We start from the raw sequence: 15,667 nt of genomic DNA, 5'->3' as shown, positions 1-15,667 counted from the left end.
AGATGTATATAAGAGACAGCCCGCGTCCCGGCAATCTCCCGGGGCGGGGTGATGAGGACCCACCCTGGAGTCCCATTCCCTACTCGCAAAAACAACGCGCCCTTCCGGATCCGTTGAGGCCCCGGTCTCTCGGATTCCGGAGGCTGGGAAGAGAGCGTACGCCAACCAACACTCAGAGTACGAGTGCGTCCGCTGGCCGTCAGTCGCGGGAGCCGGAGGGCGGGCGGGGAGGCGGTGCCCGCCTGGACGCCCGGTGGAGCTTCCGGCCCGCCATCCTTCCTTGACTGATCCGGAGGTGCTCTTTAGGTTGAGAGGCTTCCACCGGCTCAGTGAGAGCCAAGAAGGATGTTCCATGGCCCGCGTTACCGTTGAAGACTGCCTTCCCTACGTGGACAACCGGTTCGCGCTGGTGCTCCTGGGCGCCAAGCGCGCGCGCCAGCTGATGGCCGGCGCCCGGCCCATCATCGAGACCTCGAAGAACAAGCCGCCCGTGCTCGCCCTGCGCGAGGTCGCCACCCAGCGCGTGAAGTTCGACCGCGACGTGCGCGAGGCGCTGTCCGGCAAGTACGTGGGCGAGGAAGCCAAGAAGTAGCCTTCCGCTCTACGCCGGCTCTTTCCCCTCCACGGGGGGAGGAGCCCCGGCCGCCAGGCCCTGGGCGCGCATCCACCGCAGCGCCCGGCCGGCGACGGCCTTCTCACCCTTGTAGCCCAGCGCCGGAATCAGCCCCTCGAGCGGCATCCAGCGCACCTCGTCCACCTCCACGCGCGGCCCCGGCAGCGGCCCCAGCTCTCCCGCCTCGTAGCGGAAGAGGAAGAAGTGGACGCGCTTGAAGATGCGCTGCCCCCGGAACTGGTAGACGTAGCGGATCTCCCCCAGGGGCGCGAGCAGCGCCACGGAGGAGAGGCCCGTCTCCTCCCGCACCTCGCGCCGCGCGGTCTGCTCCGGCGACTCGCCCGGGTCCACGTGCCCCTTGGGCAGCGCCCACAACTGGCGCCCGTGCGGACGGATGACCGCGACCTCCCAGGCACCGTCCTGGAAGCGGATGACGATGCCTCCTGAGGACGCCTCGCGCGGCATGGCCTCCACCCTACCCGAAGCGGGGGGCGGCCGGATCCCTCAACCGCCGTGCGCGAAGTGGCGCAGCTTGGCCTCCGCGCCCAGCCGGTAGGCATAACGCAGGTCGCCGAGGAGCCGGTCCAACCGCCGGTCCAGGACGTGCGGCATGAGCCGCGTGCAGAAGCGCCGCGACAGCCGGTTCGCCTCCTCGTAGCGCCAGCGCTCCTCCACGGACAGCAGCGGCTGGTACGCGACCCGGTCGAAGAGGCGCGGCAGCAGCTCCCGCGCCCACCCGGCCACGCCCTCCCCCCAGCGGTGCAGCAGGCAGACCACGAACTTGTCCACCTCCGCCTGGGCCTCCAGCTCCAGGAGCGACACCGTGCGCTCGAGGTGCGCCGTGTGCGCGACGTAGAGGAAGTGGCTGACCCCTTCCGTCACCTGGCAGTAGCCGTCCAGGTCCCCATCCAGCACGGACGCAAGGGGGCTGCCCGCGTAGCGCCCCATGCGCTCGCGCAAGGCGGGGTCCAGGTAGAGCGCCACCTCCAGGTCGCCCCGGGCCTCCAGCACCAGGAGCTCCTCCGGCGCGCGCCCGGTGCCGCCCAGCAGCGCGGCGACCTCCGCGTCCACCACCACGAAGGCCTCCGCGCGGGCCTCGCACCGGAAGCCGTAGATGGCCTCCAGGTGGGCCTGGAGCCTTCCCACGAGCGGGAAGTCCGCGGCGTCAGTTGGCAAGCGACCCCTTGCGCGGGACCCAGCCCGCATCCACCAGCACGCGCTCCAGCCGGTCACTGCCCGTGCGCGACCAGGACTCGTAGACGCGCAGCGCGCCCTCCGGCCCCGCGCTCATCAGCCCCCGCGCGCTGATCTCCTCCAGCACCTCCACGAGCGAGCGGAACTTGTCGCACAGCTCGCGGTACACGCCGGTGAAGCCGCCCGGGGGCACCAGCTCCGCCACCTGACCGTAGGCCGCGCCGCCCATCTGGATGTAGTAGTCGGGGCCCACCATCCCCTGCTGCAGCGCGCCGGAGAAGAAGCCGACCTTGTAGAGCGACACGTCGCCCAGCCGCCGCAGCGTGCGGATGCGCTCCTCGCGCTCCTGCTGCAGCGCGCGGTGGTACAGCTCCGCCAGGGGTTCGTGGTCGCGCCGGCCTTCCGCGTCACGGCTGAACAGCTTGTCCGTGGCCGCGAACTCCGCCAGCAGGTTCACCAGATAGAACTCGGTGGACTCGCCCAGCGCCACCCGCTGCCGGGCCGCGACCTCCAAGAGGAGTTCCCGGAAGAACTCCTTCAGCGAGGAAGAGGACGTCACCAGTCCGCTCATCGAGCACACCTCCCGAGATGAAGCCTGGAAGGCCACCGGGCCGGCGCCCGGACCCACCAGGACACGCTCCCCACAAGCGTAGTCACGCGGCCCCGGGCAGGCAAAAGGCAGCCGAGTCTTATCAAGGGCTTACGCTGGCACTCAGGGGCAATGAGTGCCAAAGGACCGACACCCGGGGCGGCCTTGCGGGCAGGCGCGCCACCCGGGAATCTTTTTGCGAAAAGCCCAATCAGGACGGGTGTTTAGCCGCATCCGGACAGATGTCCCGACGTCGCTTGACGAGGTGAAGTCCCTGGTTATTATCCGCCGCGCCTGGGCGTTAGCACTCAGTGGGTGCGAGTGCCAACACCGAGGCCCACAGGCCCTTTTTCAACAACCCCTGCGGCGTCCCGGTCCGGACCTTCCGTCCGCCTCCGGCAGCCGCGATTCACAGGAGCAAGCCATGAAGATTCGTCCCCTGCAGGATCGGCTCATCATCAAGCGCGTCGCCGAGGAGAACAAGACCAAGGGTGGCCTCTTCATCCCCGACACGGCGAAGGAGAAGCCGCTCGAGGGCAAGGTCATCGCCGTCGGCAACGGCAAGGTGCTGGAGGACGGCAAGGTGCGCGCCATGGACATCAAGGCCGGCGACACCATCCTCTTCAGCAAGTACGCGGGCACGGAGATCAAGCTGGACGGCGAGGATCACCTGATCCTCCGCGAAGAGGACGTGCTGGGCATCATCGAGAAGTGAAGCCCGCCGTTCGTCTTCCCACTCCCAACCTTTAGAGGATTCAGACCATGGCGAAAGACATCATTTTCGAAGTGCGCGCGCGTGATGCCATCCTGCGCGGCGTGAACATCCTGGCCGACGCGGTCAAGGTGACCCTGGGGCCCAAGGGCCGCAACGTCGTCATCGAGAAGAGCTTCGGCTCCCCCACCATCACGAAGGACGGCGTGACGGTGGCGAAGGAAATCGAACTGGAGAACAAGTTCGAGAACATGGGCGCCCAGATGGTCAAGGAGGTCGCCTCCAAGACCTCCGACGTCGCCGGTGACGGCACCACGACGGCCACCGTGCTGGCGCAGGCCATCTTCCGCGAGGGCGCGAAGCTGGTCGCCGCGGGCCACAACCCGATGGACATCAAGCGCGGCATCGACAAGGCCGTCAGCGCCATCATCGCCGAGCTGAAGACGCTGGCGAAGCCGACCAAGGGCAACAAGGAGATCGCCCAGGTTGGCACCATCTCCGCGAACGGTGACACCACCATCGGCCAGATCATCGCGGACGCGATGGAGAAGGTCGGCAAGGAGGGCGTCATCACGGTGGAAGAGGCCAAGGGCCTGGACACCACCCTGGACGTCGTCGAGGGCATGCAGTTCGACCGCGGCTACCTGTCCCCGTACTTCGTGACGGATCCGGAGCGCATGGAGGTCGTGCTGAACGACCCCCTCATCCTCATCCACGAGAAGAAGATCTCCTCGATGAAGGACCTGCTCCCCATCCTGGAGCAGGTGGCGCGCGCCGGTAAGCCCCTGCTGATCATCGCCGAGGAGGTCGAGGGCGAGGCCCTGGCCACCCTGGTGGTGAACAAGATCCGCGGCGTGCTGAACGTGGCGGCGGTGAAGGCGCCGGGCTTCGGCGACCGCCGCAAGGCCATGCTGGAGGACATCGCGACCCTCACCGGCGGCCGGATGATCGCCGAGGACCTGGGCATCAAGCTGGACACGCTGACGCTCCAGGATCTGGGCCGCGCCAAGCGCATCACCATCGACAAGGACAACACCACCATCGTCGACGGCTCCGGCAGCCAGACGGAGATCGAGGCGCGCGTGAAGCAGATCCGCGCCCAGGTGGAGGAGACCTCCAGCGACTACGACCGTGAGAAGCTCCAGGAGCGCCTCGCGAAGCTCGTGGGCGGCGTGGCCGTCATCAACGTGGGCGCCGCGACCGAGACGGAGATGAAGGAGAAGAAGGCCCGCGTGGAGGACGCGCTCAACGCGACCCGCGCGGCCGTGGAAGAGGGCGTCGTCCCCGGCGGCGGCGTGGCCTACATCCGCTGCCTCAAGGCCCTGGACGGCCTGAAGGTCGCCGACGGTGAGAAGTCCGGCGTGGACATCATCCGTCGCTCCGTCGAGGAGCCGCTGCGTCAGATCGTCGGCAACGGCGGCCTGGAGGGCAGCGTGGTGGTGAACAAGGTCAAGGAGGGCACGGGCTCCTTCGGCTTCAACGCCGCCACGGGCGTCTACGAGGACCTGCTGGCCGCGGGCGTCATCGACCCGGCCAAGGTGAGCCGCACCGCGCTGCAGAACGCCGCGTCGGTCGCCTCGCTGATGCTCACCACGGAGGCCATGGTCGCCGAGCGCCCGAAGGCGGACGACGACAAGGGCGCCGCCGGCGGTGGCATGGGCGGCATGGGTGGCATGGGCGGTATGGGCGGCATGGGCATGTAGTCGCCCCACCCCTCCCCGCCGTCATGGGGGGACGGGACTTGACGGCCTCCGGCGCCCACCTGGGTTCCGGGGGCCGTCGTGTTTCAAGAGGCCAGGCGCGGGAAGGCCGTGGTCGCCCGCGCAACGGCCCCTTAGGTTTGGCATCAAGAGACCAGGAGGAAATCCATGAAGCCCGTGAAGATCTACACGACGACCTACTGTGGCTTTTGCGTACGCGCGAAGGACCTGCTCAAGCGCAAGGGCGTGGCGTACGAAGAGGTGGACGTCACCGGGGACGACGACGCCCGCGCGAAGCTGGTGGAGATGAGCGGCGGACAGCGCACCGTGCCGCAGATCTTCATCGGCGACACGCACGTGGGCGGCTATTCCGACATGGCCGCGCTCGACCGCGACGGCAAGCTGGACCCGATGCTCCACGCATGAGCAGGCAGGCGGCCGGGCCCCGGGTCCGGACGCCACCCGTGCCCGCCGTGCCTAGCTTCTCCGTCAAGGCATTCACCCCTTTTCACGGGAGGAACACCATGGCGGGCGGACAGGAAACGACGGGGACCCGGGACGAGCATCACGACCTCATCAGCACGCTCTATCACCTGCTCAAGGGCGCGTCGGTGAGCGAGCAGTACCTGCGCGACGCGGAGGCCGCGGGGGACCAGGAGCTGGCGCAGCTCTTCCGCGACTGGCAGGACGAGCAGCGCAACCTGGCCGAGCGCGCCAAGAACCTGCTGGGCGCGCGCATGGTGAACGCGCAGGCCGGCACGGGCCGCGCCGCCGCGTCGGAGTCCAAGGGCACGAAGCGCAAGGCGAACGCCAACGCGGAGGTGCCCACGCGCGAGGTGAAGGGCCCCACCAACGCGAGCGTGCGCTCCGGCGGCGGCGCGGGCGACGACGCGGTGGATGAGCAGTCCAAGGAGTCCTTCCCCGCGAGCGACGCACCCGCGAAGTACTGACGCGTGAAGGTGCACGGGAGGCAGGCCCGACGTCCCCGGTAGGGGGCGGACGGGCCCCTTCTGTCTTCACCTTCAACGGACGTTTCCGGGTCCACTTGTTCCGCTTGCCCCTTGTGTGCAGTCCCCCCTAAAGAGGCGGGATTGAGGGCGAGGCGGGGTCTTTTTGCCCCTCGCGCCCCGTTGCGACCGAGGGTCCGTGACCATGATTGACAGACCGGATGTCACCGAAACCGTCCAGGCGGAGCGCGAAGCCCAGGCCACCCGCGTCCCCCTTCACGAGTGGACGGTGGAGGTGGTGGGCGGTCCGGACAAGGGCAAGAAGGTCACCACGCGGGACGGGCTGGTGCGCGTGGGTTCCGACGCCGCGGGGGACCTGGTGCTGAGCGACCCGACGGTGAGCCGCCGTCACCTGGAGGTGGAGCGGCTGGCGCAGGGGCTGCTCCTGCGCGACACCGGCAGCCGCAACGGCACGTTCCTGGACGGCCGGCGCATCCTCCAGGCCTTCGTCAGCAGCGGCGACAAGGTGGAACTGGGCAAGACGAAGCTCGTGGTGAAGGTGGCCGCCCGCGCGACGGAGGTGGAGGTCGCCGGCACGGAGTCCTTCGGGCAGCTGGTGGGCAGCTCGGAGAAGATGCGCTGGGTCTTCACGGAATTGCGCCGCATCGCGCGCGAGGACATGAACCTGCTCGTCGAGGGTGAGACGGGCACGGGCAAGGAGCTGGCCGCGCGGGCGGTGCACCAGCACTCGCTGCGCCGCCACGGCGCCTTCAAGGTCGTGGACTGCAACCTCATCTCCGAGGAGAAGGCGGAGCGCGAGCTGTTCGGCGGGCTGCGCGCCGGGGAGAACGAGGACAAGGCCGCGCGCGGCATCTTCGAGGCGGCGCGCGGGGGCACCCTCTTCCTGGACGAGGTGGGCGAATTGCCCATGTCCGTGCAGGGCAAGCTGCTGCGCGTGCTGGAGACGCGCGAGGTGCCGTCGCTGGACGGGCAGCCGGTGGCGGTGGACGTGCGCGTCATCGCCTCCACGCACCGCAACCTGGAGGAGGACGTGCGCCAGGGCCGCTTCCGCGCGGACCTCTACTTCCGGCTCGCGGTGGCGCGCGTGCGGCTGCCGCCCCTGCGCACCCGCCGCGACGACATCCCCACGCTGGCGCAGGCGCTGTCGCGCGGCATGAAGGCCGCGCTGGAATTGACGCCGCAGACGCTGGCCCTCTTCGAGGGCTACGACTGGCCGGGCAACGTGCGCGAGTTGCGCAACGTGCTGGAGCGCGGCGCGCTGATGCAGGAGACGGGCAACACCAGCTGGCTGGACTTCCTGGCGCACGCGCCCAAGCGCACCGAAGGCACGGAGCCCGCCACCAACGTGACGGCCATCGTCACCGGCATGCCGTACCACGAAGCAAAGGACCGGGTGCTCGCGGACTTCGAGCGGCTGTACTTCGCCGAAATCATGCGCGAGGTGGCCTTCGACATGAAGGCGGCGGAGCAGCGCACCGGCCTGTCCATGCAGAGCCTCTATCGCCTGTTGAAGAAGAACGGGCTCCGCCTCAAGGACCTCAAGAACGCCGAGGGCCTGGAGAAGTGAGCGCCCGAGCGCAGTCCCAACCACCCCAACCGGGAGAAAGCCTCACCATGCTGAGACGTCTCGCCGTCGCCTCCGTCATCCTCACCGCCGCCTGTGCCGGGCAGCAGAAGACCGAAGCCCCCGCCGCCGAGGGTCAGAAGCAGATGACCAAGGAAGAGCGGCTGCGCATCACCAACCAGCCCCCGTTCGACCTGGCGACCTGCTTCCCGCACGAGCAGGCCCTGCCCTCCCCCGCCAACGAGGGTGTCCTCGTGGGCGCGCTCCTGAGCGTCCGTCCGGACGTGCTGGAGTGCCTGGTGGACCCGGCCAACCGCGGCCCCGCGGCCAGCACCAAGGTGACGGTGAAGACGACCGTCAACGCCCAGGGCGCCACGCACGCCGTCTCCGGGGAGAACCTCACCCCGGCGGGCACCGCCTGCATCCAGCAGGTGCTGGACACGCACGTGAAGCCCACGGCGCTGGCGGCGGACGCCAAGCCGGTGGAGGCCACGTACGCGTACGACCACGCCACGGCCAACAACCCCTCCGTCACCATGGGCATCAACGAGGGCTCGGACTTCTCCGGCGCGGTGCGCCTGGCGGAGAAGAGCTGGTGTGACTGCTTCGCCGGCTTCAAGGCGTCCACGCCGCCGGTGCTGAGCTCCGACATCCACATCGTGAAGGGCCAGCCGAACCCCACGGAGGTCGTCTTCAAGCCCTCCGGCAGCACCGAGGGTGACCAGCTCGCGTCCTGTCTGCAGGCGAAGGTCGCCAAGATGCCCGCGACGACGACGGGCGAGCTGAAGTTCCCCTTCCGCTTCGTGTTCTTCAACTCGCAGGCCCCGGTGGAGGCCTCCGCGAGCATGCCGCCGGAGCTGCGCTTCTTCCAGCTGGAGCTGGCGCGCACCCAGACGGCCGCCGCGTCCGCCATCGCCTTCGGCGCGCGCACCAACGCGGCGGACACGTATGACGCCGTCGTGCAGAAGTACACCAAGACGAAGGACTACAAGCTCTTCGACGAGCTGTCCTCCAAGTGCCAGGCCCTGGTGGATTCCGCCACCAAGTGGGTGGACGCGCTCAAGGCGCAGGAGACGGTGGACCAGACGACGCTGACGCTGGTGCAGGAGCTCAAGGCCCAGAAGGAAGACTGGGCCCCGGTGGAGACCGCCAGCCAGGAGGCCCTGGCCAACACCCAGAAGGACCTCTCCGCCGCCCAGCAGCGTCTGGCCGCGGACCAGGGCGCCTGCCCGAAGAAGAGCTACGCGCCCGCGAAGAAGAAGTAGTCCTTCGACGTGAGCCGCTGAAATGACAACGGGCGCTCCGGGGAACATCCCGGGGCGCCCGTCTTCTTTTCAGCGCTCTGCCCTGCCGCCGCCCTACGACGCGGCGGGGACCTTGTCGTCGTTGTGCGCGGAGGCCTCGCGCATCTTCACGCTGACGAGCTTGGAGATGCCGGGCTCCTCCATGGTGACGCCGTAGAGCGTGTCGGCGATCTCCATGGTGCGCTTGTTGTGGGTGATGAGGATGAACTGCGACTGGCGACTCATCTCCTTCACCATGTCGTTGTAGCGGCCCACGTTGCCCTCATCCAGCGGGGCGTCGACCTCGTCCAGGAGGCAGAAGGGGGTGGGCTTGATGAGGAAGATGCCGAAGATGAGCGCCACGGCGGTGAGCGCCTTCTCTCCACCGGAGAGCAGGTTGACGCTCTGGAGCTTCTTGCCCGGGGGCTGGGCGACGATCTCCACGCCCGGCTCTCCGTTGGGGCCCTCCTGCGTCAGGATGAGGCTGGCGCGGCCACCGCCGAACAGGCGCGGGAAGATGGCCTGGAACTTGTCGTTCACCACGTCGAAGGTCTGCTTGAAGCGCTCGCGGCTCGTCGCGTCGATGCGGACGATGGCTTCCTTCAGCTGGCTGATGGACGCCTGGAGGTCCTGACGCTGGGTGGAGAGGAACTCGAAGCGCTTGGACAGCTCCGCGTGCTCGTCGATGGCGGTGAGGTTGATCTCCCCCATCTTCTCCACCTGCGCGCGCAGGTCCTTGAGCTCGCTCTCCACCTCCGGCGAGAGCGGCGCCAGCAGGTGGTAGTTGTGCAGCTCCGCGGACAGCTCCAGCTGGTAGCGCTCGCGGATGCCGGCGGCCAGGTGCTCCAGCTCCAGGCCAATCTCCTTCTCGCGCAGGGTGATTTGCGACAGGCCCTGCATGAGCTCATCCAGCCGGCCGCGCAGCTCGCGGAAGGCGGTGTCCTGCTCGCGCACCTCGGTGGTGGCGGTGGTGTGCGCGGTGCGGCGGGACTCCAGGGCCTCCGCGGCCACGCGGTGCTCCTCCGCCCGCTGCTCCCGGGTGGACTCCAGCTCCGCGAGCCGGCCCTGCAGCACCTCCACCTTGGCGCGGCCCTCCGTCACCGTGGCCTGCAGGCGGTTGACGCGCGCCTCCATGTCCCGGCGCTGCGACACCAGGCTCTCCAGCTCCTTGCGCGCGGACTCGCCGCGCTCGCTGCCGGCGGCCACCTTCACGCGCAGGCCCATCAGGTCCGAGGACGCGCTGTCCGCGCGCTGGCGCAGCCCCTCCAGCTCCCCGGCGTACTGACGCACGCGCTCCTCGCGCGCCTCGCGGTCCGCCTGGCCGTGGGCCACCTCGCCGCGGCTGGACTCCTCCTCGTTGGAGAGCGCGGTGTGGCTCTGGGAAAGCTGCCCCTCCTCGCCCTCCAGCGAGCGAAGGCGCTCGCGCACCCGGGCCAGGTCCTCGCTCGCCTTGTGGAGGTCCTTCTCCTGGCTGGCCAGGTTGACCTCCTCCGCGTGCTGCTCCTTGCCCAGGCCCTTGAGGACGGCCTCCGCCTGCCCCATCTGCTTCTGGAGCGTGTAGTGGCGGGTCAGGATTTCGTTGTAGCGCTCCTCCACGCGGGCCACTTCGGCCGCCAGCTCGGCGATTTCGCGCTTCTTCTGGAGCGCGCCCACGGCCGCGCCCTCGCGCTCGCCGCCGGTGATGGAGCCGTCGGTGCGGAAGACCTCGCCCTCCAGGGTCACCAGCGTGCACGGCACGGGGGTGCTTTCCGCGTACTCGCGCGCGGCGGCCAGGTCCTGGACGATGACCACGTCACCCAGGAGCAGCTTGAGCACCGGCTCCAGCGCGGGCTCGCAGGACACTTCCTTCAGCGCGTGCGCCAGGACGCCCGGGCGCGAGAGGTCCGGCTCCACGAAGGCCCGGGCCTGCTCGCCGGAGGGCACCGGCAGGAAGGTGCCGCGCCCTTCGGCGTGGCCCTTCAGGTACTCCACCAGTTCCACGCCCTTCTCACGGCTGTCCACGATGACGTGCTGGAGCCGCTCGCCCAGGGCGGCCTCCACCGCGCGCTCGTAGCGCGGCGAGTTCACCGTGAGGACATCCGCCACCAGGCCGAAGATGCCCTGCTCGCGGGCGGCCTCCGCGGCGCGCACCATGACGGCGCGCACGCCCCGGTCGAAGCCGTCGTAGTTCTTCTGGATGTCCTCCAGGGACGCCAGGCGGCTGCGCTTGTCGCTCAGCTCCTCGCGCAGCGCGATGACCTGGACCTCGTTCTCCGTGAAGGCCTCGCGCGTGCGGGTGAGGGCCTCCTCCTCCTGGCCCCGGCGCTCGGCCAGCTCGGAGGCCAGGTGGCGCGTGTCCTCCACGTGCTTCGCCGCCTGGGTGCGCACGGAGTCCAGCTCCTGCTCCTGGGCGCGCAAGGCCTCCAGCTCGCCGGCCAGCTTCGCGCGGCGGGTCTCCAGGTCCGCGCGCTGGCGCGCGAGGTTGACCAGGTTGCTCTCGTGGTTCGCCAGGCGCGTGGCCACGGCGACCAGCCCCGCCCGCTCCTGCTCCAGGCGCAGGGAGATTTCGGTCTGGAGCACGGAGACGCGGCGCTGCTCCTCCAGGGCCACCTGCATGGCCACTTCGTCTTCCTTGTACGACCCGGCGATGCCCGACAGCTCCGCTTCGCGGGCCGTCATGGTCTGCACGACTTCGGCCTGCCGCGCGAGCAGCGCGTCCAGCTCCGCCTGCGCGGACTCCACGCGCGTGCTGGTCTCCTCGAAGTCGCGGCGGCCGTACGCCAGCTCCTGCGCCTCGCGCTGCAGGGCGCTCTCCAGCGCGTGCACCTCACCGGCGTACTGCTGGAGGGCCGCCCCTTCCGCGTCCAGCTCCGCGCGGCGCCGGGTGATGACCTCCTCCAGCTCCTTCACCCGGTCCAGGCCCTCGCGCTCCTCGCCGCCCAGGTTCTCCAGGCGCGACTGGAGCACGCGCTTCTCCGCCATCAGCTCCAGCGCGCGGTGGCTGGTGGAGTGCAGGTCGATCTCCCGCATGCGCGCCTTGAGCTTGCGGTACTTCTCCGCCTTCTTCGCCTGGCGCGACAGCGTGTCGAGCCGCTTCTCCAGCTCGCCCGTGATGTCGTTGACGCGCAGGAGGTTGGCCTCGGTGGCCTCCATCTTGCGCTCGGCGGCCTTGCGGCGGGCCTTGTACTTGGTGACGCCCGCGGCCTCCTCCAAGAGGTGCCGGCGGTCCTCCGGCTTGCTGGAGACGATGAGGCCCACGCGGCCCTGCTCGATGATGGAGTAGGCCTTGGTGCCCACGCCCGTGCCGAGGAACAGCTCGGTGATGTCCAGCAGGCGGCAGAGGGTCTTGTTGATGAGGTACTCGGAGTCGCCGTTGCGGAACAGCCGGCGCGTCACGGTGATCTCACTGAAGCCCTGGTACTGGGGCGCCAGCGTGTCCGTGTCGTCCACGAGGAAGGTGAGCGACACCTCCGCCATGGACAGGGGCGGCTTGTTCTCCGAGCCGTTGAAGATGACGTCTTCCATGCCGCGGCCGCGCAGGTTCTTCGCGCTCTGCTCGCCCATCACCCAGCGGATGGCGTCCACGACGTTGGATTTGCCACACCCGTTGGGGCCGACGACGCCCGTGACGCCCTCGTCGAAGGAGAAGACGCTCCGCTCCATGAACGACTTGAAGCCGGTGATGTCCAGGCGCTTGATTCGCATGCCAGCGGTTCTCCCTACGGCCGTCGGTGTGACGGGGTGAAAACGCGCGCGAGGCCGGAAAATCGGCTCCGCAGCGTTCGGCAGGAGTACCAACGCACCCCACCGGGGATCAAGCGTGACCATGCCACGCATGACCCTATGTCCAGTGCTACAGGCCGGTTCGTCGGTGGCCTCGCACCACCCTTGCAAAGCAGCCGACCCACCCTACCTTCCACTTGATCTTTCTGGAGGCGTCCTACGTTTCAGCCCTTGCTTGCCCTGTCGCTCCTCGTGGGCGCGTCCCCGACGTCTCAGGTAGCACCCCGGTCTGACATGGTGGTGGCGGCGGCGGCGCCGGCCCCCTGTCCGAACCCCTGGTTTCCCATGGAGGACGGCCTCACGCTGACCTACCGGGCGGGCCACTCCTCGGAGCTGGTGCTGGCGACGAAGGACGTCGCTCCCGCCCCGGACGGGACGGTGAAGGCCACGCTGGCGGTGAGCCTCAAGGGCCGCAGCGGCCAGACGGACCTCACCTGCGACGCGCAGGGCGTGCGCACGGGCCTGGGCGGCCTGGAGGGCACGCTGCTGTCCGCGTCCGGCATGGACGTGCAGGTGGTGAACGCGGAGGGCGCGGCCGTGCCGGCGCCGTCCGTGATGGTGCCGGGCGGCACCTGGAAGAACAGCCTGTCGGTGAAGCTCCAGCCCCCGGCGAAGAAGGGCGGCCTGCGCCCCATCATCGCCACGACCTTCGACAAGGAGGCCACGGTGGTGGGCGAGGAGGAGGTCACCGTCGCGGCGGGCACCTTCAAGGCGCTGAAGATCAAGAACATCACCACGGCCCGCGCCAGCCGCCCCGGCGCGGAAGGCCGCTCCATGGAGAGCTTCATGTGGTTCGCCCCGGACGTGGGCATCCTGAAGCTGACCACGGACGGAGAAACGAACCTGGAGCTGCTCAAGGTGGACCGGCCCAACGCCAAGGTGAAGCCGGCCTCCATCCAGGGCGGCGCGAAGAAGAAGGCCGTGAAGCCCACCAAGGGCTAGGCCTTCACCCCGTCTCGCCGGACGGCGCGGGCGGCTCTGAAGCCCGGCCGCCGTCCTTGGGCACCGCGGTGGGGCGCGACTGCGGCTCCACCGTCACGCGCACCACGCGGGGGCCGTCCACCTCCTCCACGAGGATGCGCCACATGTCGAGCTTGAGGCTGTCGCCCTTCTCCGGCACCCGGCCCAGCTTCGTCATCAGGTAGCCGGCGATGGTGGTGACTTCGCCCTTCTCCTCGTCGCTGAGGTCGAAGTTCACGTCCAGCTGGGCTTCCAGGTCGTCCAGCTGCGCGGTGCCGGGCAGCTCGAAGCGGCCGCCCGGAAGCGCTCGGACCTCCTCCACGCGCCGGCCCAGCTCCGCCACGTCGCCCACCACCTCCGCCACCACGTCCGCGATGGTGACGAGCCCCGACGTGCCACCGTGCTCGTCCACCACCAGGGCGATCTGCCGACGCCGGCGGCGGAACTCCGTCAAGAGCTGCTCCAGCGTGGCGTTCTCCGGGATGAAGAGCACCGGCCGCTGCACCTGGGACAGGCTGCGCAATTCGCCGCGCGACAGGAGGAAGAACAGGTCCTTCACGTTCACCACGCCCTCGACCTCATCGAGGTTGCCCCGGCACACCGGCAGCCACGTGTGCCCGGACGCCCGCGCGTCGATGACGTTCCTGTCCAGCGGCTCCTCCACGTCCAGGTAGCGCATCTGGTTGCGCGGCACCATCACCTGCCGCGCCGTCTTCTGCGCCATCTCCAGCGCGCGCTCCAGGAGCTCCGCCCGCGCCGTGGTGATGGCGCCCGCCTGCGCGGAGCTGTGCAGGATGACGCGCAGCTCCTCCTCGTTGGTGGCCTCGTGCGACTCGCTGGCGGAGTGCAGGCCGAAGGCCTTGAGCACCAGCCCCGCCAGCCAGTTGAGCAGCCGGATGGCCGGGTAGAAGAGGATGTAGAACGCGCGCATGGGCAGCGCCACCGCGAGCGTCGTCTGCTCCGCGCGCTGGATGGCGACGCTCTTGGGCGCCAGCTCCCCCATCACGATGTGCAGGAACGTGATGATGCTGAAGCCGATGATGCCCGCCGCCGTGGAGCCGTACTGCGCCGCCACCGCTTCCGGCAGCACCTTCTCCATCACCGGGTGCAGCAGGTGCTCGAAGGCGGGCTCACCCAGCCAGCCCAGGCCCAGCGACGCGAGCGTGATGCCGAACTGGGTGGCGGACAGGTACGCGTCCAGCTCGCCCACCATCTTCAGGGCCATGCCCGCGCCCGGCGTGCCCTCGTCCACCAGGGACTGCAGGCGCGTGGCGCGGATCTTCACGATGGCGAACTCCGTCGCCACGAAGAAGCCGTTCGCGACGACCAGCAGCAGCGCCAGCCCCAGGAAAACCCATTCCATTGTGTGATTCCCTCAGAAGAGGGCTTCGAAGTCCGGATCGCCCTTGAGCACGTCGAACATGGGGTCCGCGGACAGCCACCCCAGGACCTTCTGCCGGTCCGCCGCCAGCGCCTTCTGCAGGTACTGGACGGCGTCCTTCGGACGGCCCCACAGCGCGTACAGCGCCGCCAGGTTGTAGTTGAGCAGGAGGTCTTCCGCGTTGAGCGCCCGGGCGCGCTCGTAGGCGCGCTCCGCTTCCGCGTAGAAGCCCTTCTGCGCGTAGCAGATGCCCAGGTCCAGCTGCGCCTCGAAGTTGTCCGGCTCCAGCCGCACCACTTCCTTCAGCTGGGTGATGGACGAGCGGTAGTCGCCCTCGTCCATCATCAGCGCCGCCAGCTCATGCCGGGGGAAGGCGTCCTGCGGGTCCAGCTCGATGGCGGAGTGCAGCTCGCGCATCGCCTCCTCCACCCGCCCCTGGTCCGCGTAGGTGAGGCCCAGGTTGAGGTGGGCGTCCGGGTACTCCGGATCCAGCTCGATGGCTTCCTTGTACTCCTCCACCGCCATCTCGCTGGCGTGGGTGGAGAGGAAGCAGGCCAGGTTGTAGTGCGCGGTGGCGCTCTCCGGCTCCAGCTTCAGCGCGGTGAGGTACTCCGCCAGCGCCTCGCGGAACTGCTTCTTCTCCGCGTACACCGTGGCCAGGTTGTCGTGCGCGTGCGCCGACGTCGGGTCCAGGTCGATGGCCTTGCGGAACTCCTTGATGGCCTCGTCCAGCCAGCCCCGGTCCGCCAGCTCGATGCCGCGGGTGTTGTGCTCGTCGGACAGAGCGATGTTGTCCTTTTCCCGGGCCATGAGCGCGCGGCAATCTACGCGTCGCGCGTTTCCCCGTGCAAGGTAGAGTTTCCCCTTGCCCATGCGCCACGCCGCCCTGCTGCTCCTGTTGTCGCTCGCCGCCTGTCATCCCCGCCCCGTGACGCCCACGG

The 15,667-nt window shown here is 69.2% G+C and carries 14 protein-coding genes; 8 read left to right on the top strand and 6 right to left on the bottom strand.

Translation table 11 applies throughout. The features are described 5' to 3' along the window. The first annotated feature begins 352 nt into the window (after nucleotides 1-352). The gene (gene rpoZ / locus D7W79_RS25255; protein ID WP_014395366.1) at nucleotides 353-592 is read left to right on the top strand and encodes a DNA-directed RNA polymerase subunit omega; all 240 of its coding nucleotides are present in this window, start codon (nucleotides 353-355) and stop codon (nucleotides 590-592) included. 9 nt (nucleotides 593-601) lie between these two features. Here rpoZ and D7W79_RS25250 read toward each other — a convergent pair whose 3' ends face one another. The 3 genes from D7W79_RS25250 to D7W79_RS25240 are packed head-to-tail and all read right to left on the bottom strand — an operon-like array spanning nucleotide 602 to nucleotide 2,378. Further along, nucleotides 602-1,078: an NUDIX hydrolase gene (locus D7W79_RS25250; RefSeq protein ID WP_120527952.1), complete on the bottom strand. Its 477-nt coding sequence runs from the start codon at nucleotides 1,076-1,078 to the stop codon at nucleotides 602-604. Nucleotides 1,079-1,117: 39 nt separating this feature from the next. Next, nucleotides 1,118-1,819: a hypothetical protein gene (locus D7W79_RS25245; RefSeq protein ID WP_120527951.1), complete on the bottom strand. Its 702-nt coding sequence runs from the start codon at nucleotides 1,817-1,819 to the stop codon at nucleotides 1,118-1,120. Further along, a complete protein-coding gene (locus D7W79_RS25240; RefSeq protein WP_120527950.1) occupies nucleotides 1,779-2,378 on the bottom strand; it encodes a hypothetical protein in 600 nt (199 codons plus the stop codon). Before D7W79_RS25240 ends, D7W79_RS25245 begins: the two co-directional genes overlap by 41 nt. Before the next feature lie 442 nt (nucleotides 2,379-2,820). On the opposite strand from D7W79_RS25240, the gene groES reads away from it, so the two are divergent. The 6 genes from groES (at nucleotide 2,821) to D7W79_RS25210 (ending at nucleotide 8,605) form a co-directional block, all read left to right on the top strand. Further along, complete coding sequence (gene groES / locus D7W79_RS25235; RefSeq protein WP_014395362.1) at nucleotides 2,821-3,111, top strand: co-chaperone GroES; 291 nt, start codon at nucleotides 2,821-2,823, stop codon at nucleotides 3,109-3,111. 47 nt (nucleotides 3,112-3,158) lie between these two features. Next, nucleotides 3,159-4,811: a chaperonin GroEL gene (groL, locus tag D7W79_RS25230; protein ID WP_120527949.1), complete on the top strand. Its 1,653-nt coding sequence runs from the start codon at nucleotides 3,159-3,161 to the stop codon at nucleotides 4,809-4,811. A 165-nt stretch (nucleotides 4,812-4,976) separates the two neighbouring features. After that, nucleotides 4,977-5,234, top strand: a complete 258-nt coding sequence (gene grxC / locus D7W79_RS25225; RefSeq protein ID WP_120527948.1) for a glutaredoxin 3 — start codon at nucleotides 4,977-4,979, stop codon at nucleotides 5,232-5,234. A gap of 98 nt (nucleotides 5,235-5,332) precedes the next feature. Continuing rightward, nucleotides 5,333-5,758, top strand: coding sequence for a hypothetical protein (locus D7W79_RS25220; protein WP_120527947.1), 426 nt, complete (start codon nucleotides 5,333-5,335; stop codon nucleotides 5,756-5,758). Nucleotides 5,759-5,960: 202 nt separating this feature from the next. Further along, a complete protein-coding gene (locus tag D7W79_RS25215) occupies nucleotides 5,961-7,343 on the top strand; it encodes an FHA and sigma-54 interaction domain-containing protein (protein WP_120527946.1) in 1,383 nt (460 codons plus the stop codon). A 47-nt stretch (nucleotides 7,344-7,390) separates the two neighbouring features. Next, complete coding sequence (locus tag D7W79_RS25210) at nucleotides 7,391-8,605, top strand: hypothetical protein (protein WP_120527945.1); 1,215 nt, start codon at nucleotides 7,391-7,393, stop codon at nucleotides 8,603-8,605. 93 nt (nucleotides 8,606-8,698) lie between these two features. On the opposite strand, the gene smc is transcribed toward D7W79_RS25210, so the two are convergent. Continuing rightward, nucleotides 8,699-12,307, bottom strand: a complete 3,609-nt coding sequence (smc, locus tag D7W79_RS25205; RefSeq protein WP_120527944.1) for a chromosome segregation protein SMC — start codon at nucleotides 12,305-12,307, stop codon at nucleotides 8,699-8,701. Between the two features lie 363 nt (nucleotides 12,308-12,670). Here smc and D7W79_RS25200 point away from each other — a divergent pair, with 363 nt between their 5' ends. Continuing rightward, nucleotides 12,671-13,327 (top strand): TapB family protein, encoded by a 657-nt coding sequence (locus tag D7W79_RS25200; protein ID WP_244221955.1) that lies wholly within the window; start codon nucleotides 12,671-12,673, stop codon nucleotides 13,325-13,327. Nucleotides 13,328-13,331: 4 nt separating this feature from the next. On the opposite strand, the gene D7W79_RS25195 is transcribed toward D7W79_RS25200, so the two are convergent. Both D7W79_RS25195 and D7W79_RS25190 read right to left on the bottom strand, forming a co-directional pair. After that, the gene (locus D7W79_RS25195; protein ID WP_120527943.1) at nucleotides 13,332-14,708 is read right to left on the bottom strand and encodes a hemolysin family protein; all 1,377 of its coding nucleotides are present in this window, start codon (nucleotides 14,706-14,708) and stop codon (nucleotides 13,332-13,334) included. A gap of 12 nt (nucleotides 14,709-14,720) precedes the next feature. After that, complete coding sequence (locus tag D7W79_RS25190) at nucleotides 14,721-15,536, bottom strand: tetratricopeptide repeat protein (protein ID WP_120527942.1); 816 nt, start codon at nucleotides 15,534-15,536, stop codon at nucleotides 14,721-14,723. Nucleotides 15,537-15,667 lie beyond the last annotated feature (131 nt).

Origin of the sequence: Corallococcus exercitus, assembly GCF_003611585.1 — a bacterium.
Taxonomy (GTDB): Bacteria; Myxococcota; Myxococcia; order Myxococcales; family Myxococcaceae; genus Corallococcus; species Corallococcus exercitus.
Note: the sequence above shows the minus strand (reverse complement) of the source record. Positions and strands in the feature narration are given on the sequence as shown.